The 21,477-nt window shown below is 54.9% G+C and carries 12 protein-coding genes and 1 pseudogene; 9 read left to right on the top strand and 4 right to left on the bottom strand.

All coding sequences use genetic code 11. From position 1 onward, the window contains the following. The first annotated feature begins 449 nt into the window (after positions 1 to 449). The 8 genes and pseudogenes from GKO01_RS14380 to GKO01_RS14410 all read left to right on the top strand — a co-directional run bounded on the left by GKO01_RS14380 (position 450) and on the right by GKO01_RS14410 (position 11,138). Complete coding sequence (locus tag GKO01_RS14380; RefSeq protein WP_145994790.1) at positions 450 to 2,321, top strand: glycosyltransferase family protein; 1,872 nt, start codon at positions 450 to 452, stop codon at positions 2,319 to 2,321. Positions 2,322 to 2,374: 53 nt separating this feature from the next. Further along, positions 2,375 to 3,352 (top strand): hypothetical protein, encoded by a 978-nt coding sequence (locus GKO01_RS14385; protein WP_244901492.1) that lies wholly within the window; start codon positions 2,375 to 2,377, stop codon positions 3,350 to 3,352. A 137-nt stretch (positions 3,353 to 3,489) separates the two neighbouring features. Then, a protein-coding gene (locus GKO01_RS14390) for an IS3 family transposase (protein ID WP_099287620.1) occupies positions 3,490 to 4,640 on the top strand; the annotation gives its coding sequence in 2 pieces (ribosomal slippage) (positions 3,490 to 3,748 and positions 3,748 to 4,640; 1,152 coding nt in all). A 230-nt stretch (positions 4,641 to 4,870) separates the two neighbouring features. After that, complete coding sequence (locus tag GKO01_RS14395) at positions 4,871 to 5,986, top strand: O-fucosyltransferase family protein (protein ID WP_244901493.1); 1,116 nt, start codon at positions 4,871 to 4,873, stop codon at positions 5,984 to 5,986. Between the two features lie 87 nt (positions 5,987 to 6,073). Then, complete coding sequence (locus GKO01_RS16500; RefSeq protein WP_264815850.1) at positions 6,074 to 6,205, top strand: hypothetical protein; 132 nt, start codon at positions 6,074 to 6,076, stop codon at positions 6,203 to 6,205. A 98-nt stretch (positions 6,206 to 6,303) separates the two neighbouring features. Next, a pseudogene (locus tag GKO01_RS16580) lies at positions 6,304 to 6,405 on the top strand (IS5/IS1182 family transposase); the annotation flags it as partial. Positions 6,406 to 6,705: 300 nt separating this feature from the next. Continuing rightward, positions 6,706 to 9,096, top strand: coding sequence for a TonB-dependent receptor (locus tag GKO01_RS14405; protein ID WP_174694304.1), 2,391 nt, complete (start codon positions 6,706 to 6,708; stop codon positions 9,094 to 9,096). A 29-nt stretch (positions 9,097 to 9,125) separates the two neighbouring features. Beyond that, positions 9,126 to 11,138 (top strand): phosphocholine-specific phospholipase C, encoded by a 2,013-nt coding sequence (locus tag GKO01_RS14410; protein WP_099287622.1) that lies wholly within the window; start codon positions 9,126 to 9,128, stop codon positions 11,136 to 11,138. A gap of 97 nt (positions 11,139 to 11,235) precedes the next feature. Here GKO01_RS14410 and GKO01_RS14415 read toward each other — a convergent pair whose 3' ends face one another. The 4 genes from GKO01_RS14415 to GKO01_RS14430 form a co-directional block, all read right to left on the bottom strand. After that, positions 11,236 to 13,461, bottom strand: coding sequence for an MGH1-like glycoside hydrolase domain-containing protein (locus GKO01_RS14415; protein WP_099287623.1), 2,226 nt, complete (start codon positions 13,459 to 13,461; stop codon positions 11,236 to 11,238). Then, the gene (locus tag GKO01_RS14420) at positions 13,458 to 15,875 is read right to left on the bottom strand and encodes a beta-glucosidase family protein (RefSeq protein WP_099287624.1); all 2,418 of its coding nucleotides are present in this window, start codon (positions 15,873 to 15,875) and stop codon (positions 13,458 to 13,460) included. The genes GKO01_RS14415 and GKO01_RS14420 overlap by 4 nt, the downstream gene beginning before the upstream one ends. Before the next feature lies 1 nt (position 15,876). Continuing rightward, positions 15,877 to 17,235, bottom strand: coding sequence for an MFS transporter (locus GKO01_RS14425; protein WP_099287625.1), 1,359 nt, complete (start codon positions 17,233 to 17,235; stop codon positions 15,877 to 15,879). Positions 17,236 to 17,320: 85 nt separating this feature from the next. Further along, positions 17,321 to 19,699, bottom strand: coding sequence for a TonB-dependent receptor (locus GKO01_RS14430; RefSeq protein WP_099287626.1), 2,379 nt, complete (start codon positions 19,697 to 19,699; stop codon positions 17,321 to 17,323). A 339-nt stretch (positions 19,700 to 20,038) separates the two neighbouring features. On the opposite strand from GKO01_RS14430, the gene GKO01_RS14435 reads away from it, so the two are divergent. After that, positions 20,039 to 21,346 (top strand): solute carrier family 23 protein, encoded by a 1,308-nt coding sequence (locus GKO01_RS14435; protein WP_099287627.1) that lies wholly within the window; start codon positions 20,039 to 20,041, stop codon positions 21,344 to 21,346. Positions 21,347 to 21,477 lie beyond the last annotated feature (131 nt).

Consider the following 21,477-nt stretch of genomic DNA (forward strand, 5'->3'; position numbering starts at 1 on the left):
CGATACCGACACTCCCGTGAGCAACGCTCCGGGAGTGTTTCTTTTTCCAGCTTTTCCAATAGCCTACCGCTCGATCCAATTTAGGATCGTGCCCGATGTAAAGATTTGGGTTAGCAGGCCATCCGGTTTCGGAATAATCTGCTGACGACTGGCGAACAGACCTGTTTTATAGGTCCAGGATGGCTGCAAACTTCTCGTCGATTTTGGTGACAATGTGAGAAAGCTAAATTCATTAAAGACTGCTTTAGCTTAACAATTAAGAAAAATTCTGATAAGGTTATGTTTAATATCAGGAAATTTTAATTTATTGTACTGTGCGTCGCTATTAGTGTTTTTCTCAATTGGTGTTCTGATCAGATGAATTCTTGATATAGTTGAATTTTGATATACCTATTTAGATAAAATTTTTGGTTACTCCTTCTCCTCCCAATTCATAGATCGGATGCCTGTTGTCTCTTCTTACTGACATGTTTGATGCCTGTTGGTACTTGGAAGCCTATCCTGATGTTCGGGACGCTGGAATTGATCCTCTCGAGCATTATATGACTGTCGGTTGGAGAGAGGGGCGTAATCCCTCGGCTGCCTTTGATACACAGCTTTATTTGTGTGCCAATCCTGACGTCGTTAAGGCGAATCTGAATCCGCTTGAGCATTATGTGATGTCCGGACGTGTAGAGGTGGGCTCTGTCACGTCGCCCGAGATGATCGAAGACATTTCGATTGTGCCCGGTAATCGGGATCTGGACGAAGAGATGTTGCTGAATAACATGGGGATCGTTGCAGAAGATTTTGATGCCGGATTTTATAGGCGACGCAATCCTGATCTCGAGGGTACGGACGACGATCTGTTCCGTCATTTTATGACCACGGGCTGGAAAGAAGGACGAGATCCCAGCGGGCGCTTTGACGTGGGTTATTATTTATGGGCAAATCCCGACGTCGCCGTCGCAGAAATCAATCCTCTGTTGCATTACCGGCTCCACTCAACAACTGAAATTCGTCGCAGTCTACAACCGCATGCAATGGAGCGCGCTACGCTTCGCCATTGTCAGGCCGTTCAAGACCGGAAACCCTCCTGGGAACTTCCAGCCTCGGACAAGGCTGTGGATGAGTGGTATTTGGAATCCTTTCTGGCTCAGGATCGCAAGAACTATGGTCGTAAAAGCGGATTAATCGTTTCTATTAGCCATGATGATTATCGCAAGGGACAAGAAGGAGAGCAAAACTGTGTGTGGGACGAAGCTGCGGCGTTCTCATCGCATGGATGGGCTTATCTGCATCTGTTCCCGGCACGCGCGATTTCCACGCTTGCGTCCCTGCATGGCGGTGAGTTTGTAGCATCTCTCAATGGTCAGCGTATTGGGCGTGTGACGGTCGACACGCTTTTGAAGGTGCTGGCCATCCAGCACGCCTATTATAGCCGCCGGAATCTGATTCTTCATCACCTGCAGGGCGTCACGCCGGAATGCGTGCCAGTGATTGCGCGAGAGATGCGGGCGGAAAAAAGCCTTTTCTGGCTTCATGATTTCTTCACGGTTTGCCCGTCTCGGGCTCTGATGAGGAATGATATCGCTTTTTGTAATGCTCCTCTTCCGATATCGCCCGCATGCGGCATCTGCGCTTATGGCGCAGAGCGACAGACACATCTGCCTCGAATAAAAACCATGTTTGAAGCTTTGCGTCCCGAGGTCATCGCGCCGTCGCGCTATACTTTGGCGTTCTGGCAGAAGAAAACGGATCTACCGGTTTCCAAGGCTTCGGTTCAGGAGCCCGCGTTCATTACCGATCAGGTGCCTCGCGGTAGGATCGTGTCCCAGCCTTTGAAAATCGGCTTCGTTGGAGCCCCCGTCTTTTACAAAGGATGGGACGTTTACCGCAAACTTGCGGCGCATTTTTTGAACGACAATCGCTACGAATTTTTCTATCTGGGTTCCACCGTGCAAGATGCCGTGAACATCACGTCTCTGCAAGCTACAGTGACGCTGGATAACCGGGACGCGGTACGGACCTGTATCCGCGACAATGAAATCGACGTCATCGTGAACTGGTCCCTTTACCCGGAAACCTTCGGTTTCACTGCTTATGAGGCTTTGGCGGCCGGTGCGTTCCTGATTGTGCCCAAAGGCAGTGGAAACGTTGAGGATATTTTGAAATCTTGGGAGCAGGAAATCGGCCATGTGGCTGTGGATGAAACCGAACTGACAAACCTGTTCGAGAAGGGTGGAGTGATGTCCCTGCTGGAAAAATCCAGAAGGACAACAGGAACCTTGGTGATCCGATCTTGTAGCTTTGCATATCTTGTGTCGGAGTATGCCGGATGAGTGTCTACTGCTTTACGAGCGCCACCTATTCCTATCTCGGACGCGTTCGGGTTTTGGCAAAAAGTATCAGACAGCATCATCCAGACTGGATTTTCTGTCTTTGTTTATGCGACGTGCCGCCTCCAGGGCTTGATCCCGAGGTAGATCGGGATCTGTTGGACGAGGTCGTCTCGGTGGCGGAGCTGGAAATACCGAATCTGTCAGCCTGGATGTTCAGACATAATATTGTGGAGCTATCTACTGCCGTTAAAGGCAAGATGTTGTGCCGTCTTTTGGACAAGGAAGACGCGGAGAGTGTTGTTTATATTGATCCAGATATTGCTCTTTTCAATCCACTGACCCATGTTTTGGAGCTTCTGAAAGATCATCCAGTTGTTCTGACGCCTCATCAGCTCGAACCAGAGATTCATCCTCAGGGTATTGTCGATAACGAGATCGGCTCGCTCAAACATGGAATTTACAATCTTGGGTTCATGGCGATTGCCAACGTCTCCGAAGGACGTCGCATTGCGCGCTGGTGGCGCGACAGGCTTCTGGTTTATTGTCGGGACGACCCCAAAAACGGTCTTTTTACGGACCAGAAATGGTGTGATCTGATTCCAGCCTTTTTCGAAAATTCGGCTATTCTTAGGAATCCTGGATATAACGTGGCGAGCTGGAATTTGAGCCATCGGCCAATCCGGATCGACGATGAAGGTCAGATTTATGCAGCAAATGCACCGTTGCGTTTCTTTCATTTTACTAAAGTAGATACGGCCGGCGAAGTCATGCTGGAGCGGTATGGTAGTGAAAGTATCGCGCTTTTTGAGCTTTTAAGATGGTATCGCGAGGCCATCGGAAAGAATCAGCCGGCCGAAGTTCCGCCCAGATACTGGTATTATGGCACCTATGAAGACGGTACCCAGATCAGCCATCCGGAACGCCTGATCTACAGGGACCGGAAGGATCTTCAGGTGGCGTTCCCGGACCCTTATCAATCAGGAGCGGGGAGCTTTCAGGAGTGGTGCGTCATTCACCGTCACGAACTGTGAATACCAGGTGCATATTATCCCTGTGCCACATAAATATGTGGGATGGTTGGGAACGACTGATCAACATTGATGATTGACGTGCTCCCCGGAAATGTCACCATTTTAAAGTAGAGTCCGATCGAGAAGGATACGGACGAATGAAACGCAGTCGTTTTACGGAAGAGCAGATCATAGGGGTGCTGAAGGAACAGGAGGCTGGGCTCAAGGTCTCTGATCTTTGCCGCAGACACGGGATCAGTGATGCGACGTTTTACAAATGGAAGACCCGCTATGGTGGTCTTGAGGTATCCGAGGCCAAACGGCTGAAGGCGCTGGAAGATGAAAACATCCGCCTGAAACGTCTTCTGGCGGATGCCATGCTGGATAATGCGGCCCTAAAGGAAATCGTTGGAAAAAAGTGGTGACGCCTGTCGCAAAGCGGCAGGCGGTCCTACACCTTAAAAAGGGTCTGGAACTGAGTGAGCGTCGCGCCTGTGCCCTTGTTGGTCTTGCCAGGCGTGTTGCGCGGTATGTTTCCACCCGGGCAGATGATGCCGCCCTGCGCCAGCGCCTGCGGGATCTGGCGGGCCAGAGACGCCGCTTTGGCTATCGCCGCCTGGGTTATCTTCTGGCTCGGGAAGGCTTCAGTCCCAATCACAAGAAGCTGTTCCGCCTTTACCAGGAGGAAGGGCTGAAAGTCCGCCATCGGGGTGGCCGCAAGAGGGCACTGGGGACGCGTTCTCCCATGACCATCCCTCAGGAACCCGGGCAGCGCTGGAGCCTGGATTTTATCTCGGATGCCCTGATCTGTGGCCGCCGGTTCCGCATTCTAGCTGTTATCGACGATTTCAGTCGCAAGAACCTGGCATTGGTTGCCGACACGTCATTATCAGATGGACGGGTGGCGCGGGAACTGACGGCCCTGGTAGAACGATATGGCAAACCCCTCATGATTGTCAGCGACAACGGTACGGAGTTCACATCCCATGCCATCCTGAAATGGGCGGATGAGATGAAGATTGAATGGCACTATATCGCCCCCGGTAAACCGCAGCAGAACGGCTTTGTCGAAAGTTTCAACGGCCAGCTGAGAGATGAATGCCTCAACGAAACGCTGTTCACCTCCCTCAGCCATGCCCGACAGGTTCTGGCTGACTGGCGGGAAGACTACAACACGGTGCGTCCCCACTCCCAATTGGATGGCAGGACACCGGATCAGGTCGCCAGACAAGTGTCTCGGGGGCATGCCCCCGAGACACTTGTCATCCCACCAACCCCAAGCCATAAAAAACGGGAACTCTCCTTTTGAGTGGATACAAAAAGGGGGGCACGTCACTAACGTATGTTTTGACATACCTAGAGATCGATTTGGTGATTGTGGTTTATATTTCGATCTGAAAAACGGTGGTCACTTCTATCTTGGCACGTCTTACAGCTATATGATCTGAGTAAGATGAAAACCAAGTCAATATTTTAAGGTTCGAAATGAGAGATTTTTCTATACGAATATGGGCTGAAGGCAACCCCGGAAACATTATCATGATGTATCTGACAGCCCTGAATCTTAAAAACACCCTAGGTTTTGGTATGCTGCGGCATGTGCACATCCCTTTGTTTAATATCAACATACCGGACCACGATCTTCATGGGATGATTGGGCTGCATGATCGTAATTCGACCAATGGTCGACTCCGGGGCGAATTTCCTCTTGCTGGATACAGTAATGCTATTAAGCAGTGCGATGCCTCTTTTCTTATGCTTGAAGGTTTTTATCAAAACGTAAATAATTTTCCTGATAGAAATTTATTTGATTATGAAAAAGAATTTCCTGTTCTTTCTGATGTGAACGATCACGGTGGCGAAGATGATCTTGTCATCAATATTCGTGGTGGTGATATTTTAAAAGCTATTCATCCTCATTACACACAGCTTCCACCAGAATTTTATGAAGCGTTGATCGCTAGAACCGGGAAACACCCGATTTTTTATGGCCAGCTTGATCCTTCGCCCTATTTGGAAGAATTGCGGCAGCGATTCCCGAACGCGACATTCATATCGTCACGTGGTGTTGAGCGTGATTTTGATTTCATTCGCAAATCGCATTATGTCGTTCCTGCTTTGAGTACATTTTCTTGGTTGGCGGCATGGCTTTCAAATGCGAAGAAAATCTTCTTTCCTGTGGCAGGGATTTTTTCGCCGATGCAGCATCCATCTGCCATGTTGCTTCCCTTTAACGACAAACGTTATGAATTCTTCACATTTCCTATCTATTTCGCTCGAAATATTCAGGAATACAGGGAATATATGGACCCGATCCGGAATCTTTGGGAATATACTGATACAGATAAGCTTCGGGAAATGTGTAAATCTAAAGAGAGGTCTTTGGATGCTGCGTTAAGTTTGTTTAATGCAAATGACTATTTGGCATTATACCCTGAATTTACTGACCTTTATCAGAAATTTGGAAAAACGGGACTTATTAATCATTTCTGTGAAGCGGGTTTTTGGGAGGGGCGGAAGCCATTTTTCTTTGACGAGAACTCTTATAGTGCCCGTTACCCTATGGCCGCACTGTCTGTGGCGCAAGGTCATTACAGGAATATGCTCGATCATTATATTAATGTCGGTCACAAGATGGGCTATAAAACTACATGAACATTATGGAGTGCTAAAAATCTTCTCTTGGTTTTGAGAAGTTCCCTGTATTTCTATATCCATATTTCGTTGATCGGGAAATGTAAGATGAAGCAGCGCGGCTTATTAGGATGGAAGCACTGGCGGCTCCCGCCCTTTGATGCCGCAATGCGGGACGTTGGTTATTGGCCGATGTCAGGCCAGATCGTGGATGTCACACCGGTAGCGGCTCCGAAGTAGAGATACCGATGAGGAGAAGGCGGATCTGCTTGGATGGTGGACCTCATAGGACTGGCAGATATGTATGCGCGTTAGGCATTGAAATTTACAGAAGCGAAACGGTGGGCATCACCCGGGCCACAATGAGGATTAGGTTGGCCAATATCGTCTATAATATGCGCCGCTTTCTTCTCTTGGAGCGGATTAACGTCCTCGCGTAACACTCCAGAGCAGGAAACCCTCTCTCCGCTCAAAACGCAGAGTGAAAAATCAGGACCAGGAACCAGAAATCAACACGCCCAAAACCTTAAATCAGGAAAAGTGCGAAGCAATCAACGGTCCTTTGATCTCTCCAGATTTTTCTAATTTTAAATTTATACATCCTGGAAATAATCATCTGAAATATTAGTGAAACATATTTTTCATGAAACTATTACACGACATTGTAGCTATCCGAACTTAGTGTCCGCCGCGTTATCACCGCCCAGATTTTATCTTTGTTGATGCCGGGAAAACGCGAAATGAAAAAAAATGGTGTCCTGCTCACCACCTGTCTGAGTTCGTTGGTCTTCTACAGTGCCCATGCAGCTCCAGTTCCTGCGAAAACATCCACTCCCGGAGACACCTCTCAGCACAGGACACCACGGACGGCCCCTCAGAAGCCTGCCGCTAAAAAAAGTGCCGCGCCTGAAGCCACCGTTTCCAACAAATCAGAATCCATTGTCGTTCTCGGCTCGGGTGCTTCGCGTGAAACCCAGACGCTTTCTCGTCTGGCGCTGCAGGAAGTCGCCCCCGGTACCAGCCCCCTGAAGACGCTCTCGAAACTTCCCGGCGTCATGTTCACGTCTTCAGACCCGTTGGGCGCTTACGAATGGTCGCAACAGATCATCATCCGTGGCTTCGACCAAAGCCGTCTGGGCTTTACGATGGATGGTATTCCGCTCGGCAATCTCGCCTATGGCAACGATAACGGCCTGTCGATCGGCCGCGCCCTGCAAACCGAAAACAACGGCCCCGCAACCCTTGCCCAGGGTGCAGGATCAGTCGGCGTTGCGGCTTCGAATGATCTTGGTGGCGCACTCGAATTCACATCCATCGATCCCACCACGAAATATGGTGTGGACGTTGCCGGAACGGTCGGGTCCTACGGCACATGGCGTACATTCGCCCGCGTCAATTCCGGCACGCTGCCGGGCGGCGGACGGCTGTACGTTTCGTATGATTATCAGGACGCCAACAAGTGGAAAGGCGATGGCATCCAGCAGCAGCAGCAGGCGAACGCCAAGTTCATCCAGCCGCTGGGTGAGAAGGTCAAGCTGACCCTGTTCGGCGATTACAGTCAGCGCGCGGAAAATGATTATCAGGATCTGTCCCTGCAACTGATCCACACCCGCGGCTATAACGTCGATAACATTACCAACGACTATGCGCTGGCCAAGCAGATCGCCCGGGCCTATCAGAACGGCACGGCTTTCCCGCAGGGCATCACCAATCAGGACCAGTCCTATTACAACTCCGCCGGTCTGCGTAAGGACGCGCTGGGTTACGGACGGCTGGACTTCGACATCACCAGCCGCCTTAAGGGCTATGCTACGGTTTACGGCCATACCAATACCGGCGAGGGCATTTACGCCACACCTTACGAGCCCACGCCTGATTCACTCGGCGGCTCGCCCATTTCGGTGCGAACCACTGAATATGACATCCACCGCGAAGGCTTTATTGGCGGCCTGACCTACAAGATCGCCAACCACACAATCGATGGCGGTTTCTGGTTCGAAAACAACGATTTTGAACAGGCACGCCGTTTTTATCCGCTTAGCGAAAGCGGCTATACCGGTAGTTCAGTCCACTGGTTCCGCAACAATCCGTTCGCCACCCAGTGGCAGAGCGCGTTCAATACCAAGACGTATCAGTTTCATCTTCAGGACACCTGGCAGATCACTCCGGCCTTCAAGCTGAATTACGGCTTCAAATCGTTGGTCGTTGACAACCATGCCCGCCAGCTTGAAGGCAATTATATGGGCACCCCGGTTGCCAACACCTATGCCGGAGGGTCCATTACGTCAGCCAACGGCTTTCTGCCGCAGCTTGGCGGCAATTACCGCATCAACCGTCATAACGAAATTTTCGCCGATTTCGCCCGCAACATGGCGGCCTTCGACAATTCCACGACTGGCGCCACCAGTCCGTTTGCAATGACGACCGCAGCGTATGCAGCGGCCAAAAATTCGCTGCATCCTGAAATGTCTTATAGCGAAGAAATCGGCTACCGCTATCACGACCACCGCATTCAGGCGTCTCTGACCGGTTATTACATCGAATTCGAAAACCGCCTTGCGTCCATCTCGCCCGTGTCCAGCGGAACGAACGTTCAGGGCTATGCCAGCATCCTGAGCAATGTTGGCGGTGTCACGGCACGTGGCATCGACGCCGCCTTCAACTATCATTTCACCGATAACTGGTCGATTTACGCCTCATACGCCTACAACCAGTCCACCTATGACGACAACCTGACGACCGGCGGCGTGACATACGCAACCAAGGGCAAGAGCGTTGTTGCCATGCCGCGCAATCTGGCCAACGTACAGCTCAGCTACGACGACGGCTCGATCTGGGGCAACGTCGGCATGCAGTATCAGGGCCGTAGAACCTACACCTATACGAACGACCAGTGGATCAAGCCGAACGACATCTTCAACCTGAATGTCGGCTACCGCTTCCATAGCCATAACTGGGTGCTGCATGGTCTGGACGCCCAGATCAACGTCACCAACCTGTTCGACAAACGCTATGTCGCCACCGTCGGCAGCACGGGCTTTGCCGTCAGTGATCCGTCCGGCAGCCTCCAGACCCTTCAGGCCGGTGCCCCCCGCATGGTGTTCTTCACCCTGCGCAAGCACTTCTTCTGATCGCTGACCTCTTTACGGATGACGCCCTGATGCCACGTTCCCCCAGCCGTCGACAGTTTCTCCGGTTCGGCTCCGCCACGGCGGCGGCGGCCCTTTTGCCGGAGAACCTGAAGCGTGCCCTCGCCATCGCGCCGCACACCGTTACAGGCACGATTCAGGACGTGGAACATGTCGTCATCCTGATGCAGGAAAACCGGTCTTTCGATCACTATTTCGGCTGTCTTCAGGGGGTTCGCGGCTATGCAGACCCCCGCGCCGAACGCCTGCCGGACGGCAGCAGCGTCTTTGTCCAACCGGACGGAAAGGGAGGCACCGTCCTCCCGTTCCTGTTCAACACGGCCCATACGTCCAGCGCCTGTCTCGCCAGTCTCGATCACAGCTGGAAAGGCACCCAGACCGCATGGAACGACTGGAACACATGGATCTCCCACAAGGGGCCCATGACCATGGGTCACTTCACACGCGCTGAAATTCCTTATTATTACGCCCTCGCCGACGCCTTCACGATCTGCGACGCCTATCACGCTTCCCTTTTCGGCCCGACCAATCCCAACCGCCTTTTTCTGTTTTCCGGAACGAGCGGTCTGGCCGTTGGCCATTCCGGCAAGCAGGCCGTCGAGAATGTGGATGACGGGAACTGGTCGGCCGACATGGCCCATGACCATCCCGATTTCACACCGTTCCGCTGGGAGACTTACCCGGAGAGGCTTCAGGACGCGGGCGTCTCCTGGCGCGTTTATCAGGAATACGACAATTTCGGCGACAACCCGCTGGCGTCCTTCGCACAGTTCCGCAACCTCGACCCGACATCCTGGCAATATCGCCGCGCACGACAGATCGTTCCCGGCTCCACTGAAGCCGACATGCACACCACCGAAGGCCGTTACCTTGTTGCCGAATTTGAACGCGACATCTCGGAAGGACGCCTGCCGCAGGTCTCATGGATCGTTCCGCCCACAGCATTGAGCGAACATCCCAACGCCCCACCCGGCTACGGCGAACATCTCATTTCCCAGCTCATGGACGTCTTCGTTCGCCATCCAGACGTCTGGTCACGCACCGTCTTCATTCTCAATTACGATGAAAATGACGGGTTTTTCGACCACGTTCCTGCCCCGGTCCCCGCACTGACGCCGGAGCAGGGCGGCGGGACGGTTTCAACGCAGGGAGAGTCCTATCACGATATTCCGGTCGGACTGGGTCCGCGCGTCCCCGCCATCATCGTCTCGCCCTGGACAAAAGGCGGCTGGGTCAATTCGCAGGTGTTCGATCACACCTCCGTTCTACGTTTTCTCGAAGCACGGTTTGGCGTCAAATGCCCCAACATCACGCCGTGGCGCCGTAGCGTGTGCGGCGACCTGACATCCGTGTTCGACTTCGCCCAGACAGACCGCACATGGACCGCAAACCTCCCGAACACGGACGACTATCTCCCTGAAACGCGACGCTCCTGCGTGCTTCCTCATCCGGTCGTCCCGACAGTCCAGAAACTGCCCCGACAGGAGTCAGGCCAACGCCCGGCCCGTGCATTGCCCTATGATTTGCACGCCGATTTTCTGATTCCAGATACCCTTAAACTGACAAATACAGGTTCACAGGGCGCCGTTTTTCGGGTTCGCGCCAACGGCATCACGCAACATTTTACCCTCGATGCCCGAACAAGCCTCATTGTTCCTGTAAAGCCTTCCGATATGGAAGCGATCACAGTCCACGGTCCCAATGGCTTCTATCGTTATTTGAGAGGGAAAGATTTTCCTGAGACGACGCTTCAATATGATCATAAATTAGGCGTACTATTTTTGTGTCTTCGTAATACAACGTCCAAGGCTCAGACCTTTCACATTAACGAAAAACATGCTGCCAGCCGCCATACGGTTTCTCTGACACCCACAGAAACCAAAACAATTCAATGGGATATTGCCCCAGCTTCATACTGGTACGATCTCGAGATTCTATCGACCCAACGGCCCAACATAGTCCTGCAACTGTCAGGACATATCGAAACCGGCCGACCGGGTCTAACCGAACCTTATTCAGAATAATAATATAACCACATTTGGATATAGCTTATCCAAGCCCCAAAACTATCCGAACAGACGGGGCTGCTTCTTTGGAACCAGTCGGGCAATGCCGAGGTGTTCACGTTGCAGATAGCGGGGTTAAATAGAGATCAAGGCGTTGTCCGCAAAGAATATCGGACAGATCTATGTCCCGGCTTGGTGTTGCGGAGATGAGCCTGCCATCCAGACGGCTTTCTACGATCCGCGCGGCGTAGGTTGGGCCGAGGGTCAGAATTCCGTGTCGGCCTTCATGGGCATGGATGCAGCAACTCATGAGCCCTTCGCTGATCGTGAGGTTTGTCAGGCGGCCTGTTCCGGTCCAGGAGAGGATGTCTTCCTGCCCACGGGAGAGCGTCAAGCGGCCATTCGTAACAGTCATGATGACCTTTCCGATTGGGGTATGGATCGGGCCAAGTGTGACGTCTGCGCCTGTATTATGCAGTTCCCAGCCCGCCCAGGGGTTGATGTCCATAACGTCTGCAACACCCAGCATGGGCAGCATTGCGCCCCAGGAATAGAACAGATCCGTATCCGGTTGGTCGTTGGCCTCGCCGGTTGTGGCCGAGTAGTTTTCTGCGGCAATCCTGCGGTCCGTCCATGACTGGTTGAACAGCGCCATGCTGCGCTCGGCGAGCAGGGATGCTTCGGCGACAAAACCGTAGCGCCGCAAACCATGCCACACAAAATAATTCACATTTGGCCAGATACGGCCGCGCCAGTAGACGTTATCTGCAAAAGCAGGGTCATCCCGGCTGACATTCGGGATCATATAGGGGCCATCGAAGTGGGTCGGATCAGAAAAATGTCCGATCAGGGACTGTGCCTGTTCCGGCGTGGCGGCACCGCAGATCAGCGGGAAGAAGCTTGTGGGGCCGACACTGTTGACGAACCCGCCATGACGTTGGCGATTGGCGAAAATGCTGCGTTCATGATCCCATAAATGTTCCCGGATTTTGCTACGCGTGTCGTTTGCTAGTGTATTGAAAGTCTGTGCGTCTTCAGTGTGTCCCAGCTCCCGCGCAATATGCGCCAGACATTCCGCATCAAGCGCCAGAGAGCAGTTCAGTCCGACATCGAGCAATGACAGCGTGCGTGTTTCGGGGCTGTAGAGTGCTTCGTCATGGGTTGGGGAATTGTCCATCCCCGTCTCATTGCGGGCTCCGAAGTGAGTGCCTTTGTACAAGGCCTCTCCGACATCGGATGTTCCGCACGAGACAAGCCCCATCCCATCCGGGTCGCGCTCACTGCGCCACCAGGTGTGGTTGCGGGACAAAGCTTCGTAATGGCATTCGAGAAATGATTTTTCGCGATGGCGCAGATAAATCATCCACGTCATGAATGCGCCATTCGGAGCCTGAGTACGATCCACCCATGTGTCGTTCGATGTGGCGAGACAGGCGAAATTACCCTGCGGCGTTGCGTTTGCCGTGGCCACCGCCATGTTTTCGCGCGCAGTCTGCCCATCAAGGAGTGCGGACATCAGTGCGGAATAGGTTTGATCGTTGTACCAGACTGCGAATGTTCCCAGATTCCAGATCCGGCTGAAGGTGGTATAGGGGCGACGATTGATGCCGTCATACAGGGTGTTCCAGCCCATGACATCCCGAACGGCATCCAAGGCTCCGGCGTGCCGACCGGTCTGGGTGGGAAGCGCAGACTCTTTCTCGGGAGTGCGTTCAAGCGTGGCGCGGGCTTTCGCGATTGCCAGTTCCTCGCTATCCGCTACGGCTGCGGCGAAGCGTCCTTTGCGCATCATTTCCAGATTGAAGCGCAATGTGATGACGGGGGCGGATGTTCCCCTGCTGGATGTCTGGAAATAGCCGTGATCGTTGAAATCTTGTGCTGCGGCTTCCAGCGTTTCATGAGCCGTGACCTGAATGGGGGCAGTATCGCTCATCAGGGCAACGTACCGATAACCTAACTGGATAACAGCAGCCTCGCCGTTATAGGTCACGGTGGCGCCGCATTCGGCAGAGAGGCAGAGGTTTACCCAGTAACGCAGGCCCCATTCCGCGAGAACTTTCCCCTCCCATGTCCCCAGCAGGCAATAGGGATCATCTTTCTCGTAGCTGAATGCGATTTCCGTCCCGCCATGCCGGGTTTCGAACTCGACCAGCCGCCCGTCCATGTTGTGACGACCAAACAGAAGATCCTTTCCCGGCGGGAGCAGGGTCGCGCTGCGCTGGCTGGTGGAATAGAGCAGGGGCGTGACATGAACGCCGAGCGGCAGGAAGGTCATGGCCGCCGGGCGGTCGGACCAGGTGTTCCATGCGCGGGCCGGGGGCACTGTGCTCTCAACAATCATGACGGATCCTGTTTGCTGCAATTGTCGGGGCGATGTTCGGGTTTTCTTGCGCCACTGCGTCGGTTGGCGTCGTCAAGGATGTGTGCCAGTCGTGTTTCGTCCAGTTCAAGGCCGAATGACCAGCATAATGTGTCGTAAACGCCGAGGAAGGAGCGACTACAGGGGGCAAGCCGGGTTTGGGTTTCGATGATGCTTTGGCCCGTCACATCAGCAAGCCATGCGACCAGTTCTTCCTGCATGCCAGGGATCTCCAGCACCTGTCCGGGTGGGGTGTGCAGGTCCAGCCATCGTGCTGGTGTTGCGTCGCCTGTGACGTGTAGTGGGGCTGACAGGCGGATATCGCGGGAGGATGATCCGATGTCGATGCTGACTGTTCCAGCGGGGACGGTCCAGTCTTCGCGTACGGTATCGAAATAGGCGAGATCGCGGCGATCCAGCATCATGGTCACGACGCGGCTTTCTCCCGGTTCCAGTGAAACGGTCGTAAATCCTTTCAGAGCCCGGAGAGGATGATGGGGCAAGGCCCTGTTGGCTGCGGCTGGGTTTCGTCCGAGATAAAGCTGGCAGATTTCCCGGCCTGTCCGGGTGCCGTTGTTGGACAGCGTAAACTGAACTGCGACACCTTCCGCGCTGCTTGTCAGTTTCAGGGTGTCGTAAGCGAAGGGCGTGTAGGACAATCCGTGGCCGAACGGGAAAAGAGGCTCTATTCGGCGGATATCGAAAAACCGGTACCCGACAAAAATGCCTTCCCGATACAGGTGTTTTCCCTGTTCGCCGGGGTAGCCCAGAAAGGCTGGGCAGTCTTCTGATCGTACCGGCCATGTGACGGATGTTTTGCCGGAAGGGTTGGCATGCCCGAACAGGATATCGGCTACGGCTTGTCCAAATCCTGCCCCCGCGTAGCCCGCCGAGAGGACGGCCTGCACGTTGTCGGCCCAAGGCAGAACGACGGCGTCCGGATGCGTGAGAACCACCACAATCCTGTTATGGAGCTTCGCCAGTTCAGCGATCAGGGTGTTATGCGCCTGACAGAGATCCAGCTCGGGCCGGTCGGCATTTTCGCCACTGACGCTGGGCGGGGTGGAGGCAAAAACGATGACGGTTTCAGCGCTGCGTGCGGCGGCAAGGGCCGCGCCCTGACGGTGTGCGTCATGGTTGCCATCCTCACCCCAGCCGGGTTCCCAGTGGATGGATACACCTTCAGGTGCAGTCTCTCTCAGGCAATCGAGCGGAATATCGCATCGGATGGGGCGGACGGCTGCGCTGCCCGCGCCCTGAATTTCAGGGGAGATCGCGCCTGTGCCGATGATCAGCAGGTGATTGCCCGATCTCGGCGTGAGGGGGAGGAGATCGTTCTGGTTTCTGAGCAGGACGCAGGCGCGCGCGGCAGCTTTGCGCGCCAGATCGTGGTGGGCGGCGAAATCCGGGCGCGAAACCGGCAGTCTGCGCTGGGCGTCTGCGCTACGGAGCGTCAGGGCCGCAATATGGATGCAGGCTTCGTCCAGCACCGCGACCGGCACGCTCCCGCCTGAGACAGCGTTTTCAAGACGCCGTCTGCGGGCGGCATTGAACGGCATGCCCAGATCGTTTCCGGCTTTTACTGCGGCGGGGAGATCCTGAATCCCGTGCCAGTCGGACATGATCACACCGTCATAGTGCCAACGTCTTCGGAGGACATCGCGCAGGAGCCACGGGTTCTGTGATGTCTGCACCCCGTTGAGCCGGTTGTAGGATGTCATGACTGTCCACGGGTTACTTCGGGCGATCGCTCGTTCGAACCCTAGCAGATACAGTTCATGCAACGCGCGGGGCTCGACGACGGAATCCATGCTGATCCGCTCGGTTTCGGAGTTGTTGCATGCAAAGTGCTTGAGCGACGCTCCCACGCCGTTGTCCTGCAGTCCCCGAATGACTCCCGCAGCCATTTCTCCCGTCAGGATCGGGTCTTCGCTGAAATATTCAAAACCCCGCCCCGCCAGCGGCGAACGGCGCAGGTTGATCCCCGGTCCAAGCAGGATCTGTGCGCCCGCAGCCCGACATTCGATTGCCAGTGCGGTTCCGATCTCATGGGCTAATGTGGTGTCCCAGCTATTGGCCAGAACTGAGAGGGCGGGAAAGCATGTCGCCGGGATGCTCTTGCCGAGAAGGACGTTGTCATCCCGGTTTTCTGGATCATCCGTAGTCTCTACGGCATCAAGGAAAGCTCCAAGATCGGTATTTTGTGTGTCTGTGGAGATTTGGTCCGGCACGACGCGCAGGCCGTTGGAGCCATCGACCATCAGCAGGGAAGGGAGCCCCAGCCGGGGTACGCCGGTCGTGCGCCACAGGCCATTTCCGCAGACGAGATCGAGCTTCTCCGTAAGCGTCATCTGCGCGACGATTGCGGTTGCTTCGGTTCGGAACGTGTTCGCCATGTCAGAGGCTCTGTGGCTCAACCAGGGCTTCCGGCTGGAGAATGCGTGTCATCTCGGCTTCCGATGGGTAAAGCAGAATGATCAGGACTGAGAGTAGGGCGACGCAGGCGGGAACGCCCAGAAAGCCGAATGTAATGAAGGCAAGGGCGGTCTGTGTCTGGGTGGCCGCATGGGGAACATAGCCACCCCAGGCCAAGATTGCGGCGGATAGTGAGCCGCCGATGGCCCAGGCGACCTTTCCCGCAAAGCTGTTGATCGAATAGGCCGTGCCGGATGCCCGCACACCTGTCACAGCCGTGCCGTAGTCAATGGAATCTGCGACCATGGCGTAGAAAACCGGCAGGGTCATGCCTTGAAAAAAGCAGATTACGCCAAAGGCGGCGACCAGATAGACGGCATTGTTCGGGCCATATCCAAACAGCGCCAGACCTACAGCGGACAGGATATAGGGCAGAACAATCGTTAGCTTCTGTCCTACGCAGCGTGCAAGCCAGGGCGAGCCCATTACTCCCAGAACCTTGCTGGCCCCCATCATCGAGATGAGCACCCCCCCGAAATACTGCGGGCGATGCAGGACTTCCGTCGCGTAATAGAGCGACAGGCCGTAGAACGCTGTCAGATTGATGTAGAACAGGCTCAGCACGATCGTAACGATCACCCAGGCCCGGTTGCGGAACAGGGACCCGAGCAGAACCCGGACGGGGCTGTCATTTGCTTCAAGCGCATGACGTTCCTGACAGGTAAAGGAAGGGATGAGTGCCAGTCCGCCGCCCACAGCGCCTGCGATGGCCATCGCCAGCGGATATCCAAGTTTCTCGTTACCTCCACCGAAGACATGCACCATGGGCAGAATGGATGATCCGACCAGAAAGGTCGCGAGCGTTGCGCCCATCATGCGGAAGGTGGACAGGGACAGGCGGTCTTCCCGGTTGCGCGTCATGACGTTGGGTAGAAGGCCGTAAGGCACGATGACGAGCGAGAAGAGGACACCCATTGCGAGATAGGTGGCGTAAGCCCAAGCGAGGCGTCCGCCCGGTTCCAGCGGGAGTGGCAGGAAGCAGCAGAAGGTCAGGAAGCCGAGCGGTAGGGAAAACCATTTCAGGTAGGGCCGGACGCGCCCTCCGAACAGGATGCGACGGTCGATCAGATAACCGATGACCGGGTCCACCACACTGTCGATCACACGCGCCAGAAGCATCAGCAGAGCGACAGCAGACGCGGAAATACCGTAAACATTGGTGTAGTAATAGATGAGATAGGTTCCGGTAATACCGAACAGGGCATTACCAGCCAGATCGCCGAAGCCGAAGCTCATCCGCTCCCACAGGGCAGGGCGCTGGTTGTTCGTCGTGCCGTTCATGCCGCTATCCGGTTGGTGTCGTGGCTGTCTTTCTTTATCCCGGAAAGGCAGTTTTGGGGGAATGTCCGATCCGGACAAGGTTTTGTCAGAAGTCTGCTTTCACGCCACCGAAAAACTGGCGCGGTGCGCCCACAACCAGCGACTGGTAGTCACCCGAAAGCGGGTTTCCGCCGTCATCACCGGTCATGATCAGGTAGCGCGACCCTGTCAGGTTGGTGACGTTAAACGATGCTGTCAGATTTTCCAGGCGTCCGATGCGGCCGAAATTGTAGCGTGCTCCAAAATTGACCAGCCAATAGGACGGGAGCGACGTGTCGTTCGTGTAGCTGAACGGACGGCTGCTGGTGTAGAGGGCGTCGATGTTGAAGCTGGCCTTCTTGTAAGTGTACTCTGCCGTCGCCTTGTACATCAGGTCCGGATAGTTCACGACATGCTTGCCCTTGGTGGCATAGGTCGTGTCCTGCTGGGTGATGTTGTTGTCGTATGTCGAGTGATTGTAGCTGATCGAGTTAAAAATCGAGAGACCACGCAGCGGGCGCAGGGTCAGACCGGCATCCACGCCGTTCATTGTCACGCCGCCGAGGTTTAGAACCGTGGTCTGAGGGTTGGTCTGACTGCCCTGAACCAGTGCGCCCAGGCGGTTTGAGAAGTTCACACGATAGGCGCTGACCGAGAAGTCTATACGCCGCTGTGTGAAGCGGTAGCCGACCGAATAGGCCCAGCTTGTCTCGGGTTTGACGGAACTGCGTGACAGGTCGAAGGCCTCTTGCGAGACGGCAAATGGCGATGCAGAGAGGTGATAGCCGCTTTGCGGATAGGCACGCATGTTCTTGGCGATATCGAAATACAGCTCATGATGCGTCAGGAAATGCCAATCCCCGCTGAAATGCGGCAGGAACGCCCCGAATGTCGTCAGACCCACGCCGCCGGCAAGAGCATTGGTGCCGGTATAGGGTTCGTAATTCCCGGTCTGACCGACATGGGTGGTACTCAGCATGGATTTGAACCCTGCATGGAGCGAAAAGTTTTGAACCGGGCGCCAGGTGTCCTCGATATAGGTCTGCATCGTGTTGGTATTGTAGGTCTGGCCCCAGAGCTTGGCGAAAGGGTCGGACCATTTGCGGAAGGGATTGGGTGTCAGGGTCTGTCCTTCAGCAAGAAGCGGGTCGTTATAGGCGAACATGTTCGAGATATATTTGTTGTTCTCGTACCAGATGCCGCCATGAATTTCGTGTTTGCCGATATCATACGTCATGCTTGATGTGAGGCCGAAACGCTGGATATCAGGCTGTTTGACGATTTCGGAGAGGGGGGCGCCGTTTGCGGAGGCCATCCACGGATCGGACCACTGGGTATCGGCCTTCTGGTTGTGGCCGTACACGACAGAATCCCAACGCAGGCGATCCGCCAGTTTCAGATGGAAATTCAGCCCTCCCAGCAGGTCGCGTGAAGTCGTTGTTCCGGCATAATAAGAGACATCCTTCGGATCGCTGGTTTTGTCTTCACCGTGCGAATAAATGCCCTGTGCGGCTTCATAGGCCAAACGATAGTTGGGGTAGTAATTGGAGACGCCATAACCCAGCTTCTGGACTGTCTCCAGTGTTTCGGACTGGTAGTTGAACTGTTGCACATCCGCCCAGTCGAACAGGAGCGAGACGCTGCTTTCATTATGGATCGGCTGCACCAGCTTCAAATTGGCCTGCTGGAAGAACTGGGTACCGTAGCCTTTCCACAGTTTGGTGTCGTTTCGCATGTAGGACACATAGAATTTGGTCCCGGCGGGGTTCAGCTTGCCGCTATCGATGCGGATGAAGGCATGCGTGGTGGCGTTGCTTCCGCCGGTCGCGGCAAGCGTGCCGCCGAACTTGTCCTTGGGATCAGACGACGAAATCATGATCGCACCGCCGAGCACGTTGGTGCTGGGCATGTCTACGGCGCCCGCGCCCTGTGACATCTCCATATGACCAAGATTCTCGGATGACAGCGCGGCCACGGCGTTCAGACCGTTATAGTTGCGATAGACGGATTCACCGAGCGGAATACCGTCCAATGAAAATCCGATCTGGTTTTGCGAAAAACCGTGGATATAGAGTTTGACACCGCCCGTATCAACGCCTTGCGCATCGTCAGATTGGAACAGCACGCCCGGCACATTCTGCAACGCCTTCATAACGGATGTCCCTGCCACGGCGTTTGTAAAAACATGCTGTGAAATGACGGTCTGTGCGCCGTGAGAGACGTGTTTTCCCTGAACCTGCAGGAGTTCCGGTTGCACGGCTCGGATGAGGGGGTGTCGTGCGACAGGTGTCTCGGATTCAGCTACGGTATGAAGTAGATGCGTCTTTCCTTTGCGGGCATGCTGCGGTTTTTCTGCCGCTGATCCACATGAGGGAATGACGGCCAGAACTGTCGAAAGCAGGGCCAGGTGGCGTAACGTGAGTCTGTTCTTTCGGACGATACGCATTGAGATCAATCTTTGCCTTCACACGGGTCTGACGGGGCGGCAATTTGGATACCCGGAAAAACGCTATGTTGCGATTTTATAACGTGTAAACGACAATATGAACGACGTCTTTAGGGGACTTATCTTCAAATCATGTAGACCGCCTGCACCGCGGCTGCGCCTGCCGTGTGTCGATATTCCGGAGAAGGTGAGGGGTAACGGCAATATTCGGGCGGCTAGTCCGGATAATCTCGTGCTCAAGAGTGTGTTGGAACCGGCCTATGTGCAGGCGGGCACCATGACGCTATTCGGGGGCAGCCTGTCTGACCGACAGATTCGTGCAAACAGAGGACATTGAGCATGGGTGAACGCTGGTTTCCGATATGGCGCCGGGCACAAAGGACGGACATAATCGCGCCTGACGAGCATCCGGGCGTAGGCCAGACGATTCTTCTTGGCGGCCAGCATGTCCTTGCGATGACGGGATCGACTGTTGTGGGACCTCTGCTGATGGGGTTTGACCCCAATGTGGCGATCCTGTGTTCGGGGCTGGGAACAATCCTGTTCTTCCTCATCACCGGCGGGCGAATTCCGAGCTATCTTGGGTCCAGCTTTTCCTTCATCGCACTTGTCGTGACGCTGACCGGATATTCCGGACATGGCCCTAATCCCGATATTGCTCTGGCCTGTGGCGGAATTTTCGTGGCGGGCGGAGTGTATGCTCTGATCGGACTGCTGGTGCGGATCATGGGGTCGGGATGGATCGAACGGTTGATGCCGCCTTCCGTAACCGGAGCGATCGGGGCGGCGATTGGGCTCAATCTGGCGCCTGTGGCATCACGTGGTCTTGGTCACGGCGGGGCGGGTACGGGTTGCGGCATCTTTGCTTTACTCTGCACGGCGCTGCTGGCGGTCTATGGCGGTCCGTATCTGCGGCGGTTGTCGATCCTGTTGTCTCTGCTTGCATCGACCCTCGTTTATGTCGTGGTGGCGAACGGGTTGCATCTCGCGCCGCCGATGGATTTTTCTGAGATCCTGGCCGCACCGCTCATCGGGCTACCGCATCTGACGGCACCACGGTTTACGGAGCATGCGGCTATTCTATTGGCGCCGGTGGCGCTGGTTCTGGTGGCAGAAAATCTTGGGCATCTCAAAGCAATCGGGGCCATGACGGGGCGGCCGCTGGATCATCTGACGGGGCGTGCGTTTTTGGGGGACGGGCTGGCGACGATGTTGGCGGCCAGCCTTGGTGGTACGGGCGTGACGACCTATGTCGAGAATATCGGTGTCATGGCGCTGTCCCGGGTCTATTCGACGCTGACTTTCGGTGTGGCCGGACTTTTCGCTATTCTGCTCGGGTTCTCACCGTTTTTCGGTGCGTTGCTGAGGGCTATCCCTGAGCCGGTACTGAGTGGGCTGTCAGTCGGGTTGTTCGGCCTGATCGCGGCGACGATGGTGCGTGTCTGGGTGGATAATCACGTCGATTTCTCCCGTGCCTCAACGCTGTTTCCTGTCGGGGTAGCTCTTGTCGCCGGGGCGGGAGACCTGACTTTCACTATAGGCAGTGTGACACTGGGCGGTATTGCGACTGCGACGATCGCCGCCATCAGCCTCAATCAGATCCTGAATTCAGGATCTGATTCCCAAAAGCCCCCTTCATGTCCATAAGTGATTTTGAACGGGTTCAGCCCCGGCGATAGTGGCTGACATCGCTGGGCAACAACGAATATACTTTGCATGTGGCGGCTCTGTCTGGCTGGCGTTAACATCATAATCTTCGCCAGCTAGCAGCACTTTAT

The organism is Gluconobacter kondonii, from assembly GCF_002723995.1.
Taxonomy (GTDB): domain Bacteria; phylum Pseudomonadota; class Alphaproteobacteria; order Acetobacterales; family Acetobacteraceae; genus Gluconobacter; species Gluconobacter kondonii.

What these genes read in the sequence shown, in the direction of transcription:
- GKO01_RS14395 (WP_244901493.1), top strand. Translation starts at nt 4,871, where the DNA reads ATGATGTATCTGACAGCCCTGAATCTTAAAAACACCCTAGGTTTTGGT.
- GKO01_RS16500 (WP_264815850.1), top strand. Translation starts at nt 6,074, where the DNA reads ATGAAGCAGCGCGGCTTATTAGGATGGAAGCACTGGCGGCTCCCGCCC.
- GKO01_RS14405 (WP_174694304.1), top strand. Translation starts at nt 6,706, where the DNA reads ATGAAAAAAAATGGTGTCCTGCTCACCACCTGTCTGAGTTCGTTGGTC.
- GKO01_RS14410 (WP_099287622.1), top strand. Translation starts at nt 9,126, where the DNA reads ATGCCACGTTCCCCCAGCCGTCGACAGTTTCTCCGGTTCGGCTCCGCC.
- GKO01_RS14415 (WP_099287623.1), bottom strand. Translation starts at nt 13,461, where the DNA reads ATGATTGTTGAGAGCACAGTGCCCCCGGCCCGCGCATGGAACACCTGG.
- GKO01_RS14420 (WP_099287624.1), bottom strand. Translation starts at nt 15,875, where the DNA reads ATGGCGAACACGTTCCGAACCGAAGCAACCGCAATCGTCGCGCAGATG.
- GKO01_RS14425 (WP_099287625.1), bottom strand. Translation starts at nt 17,235, where the DNA reads ATGAACGGCACGACGAACAACCAGCGCCCTGCCCTGTGGGAGCGGATG.
- GKO01_RS14430 (WP_099287626.1), bottom strand. Translation starts at nt 19,699, where the DNA reads ATGCGTATCGTCCGAAAGAACAGACTCACGTTACGCCACCTGGCCCTG.
- GKO01_RS14435 (WP_099287627.1), top strand. Translation starts at nt 20,039, where the DNA reads ATGGGTGAACGCTGGTTTCCGATATGGCGCCGGGCACAAAGGACGGAC.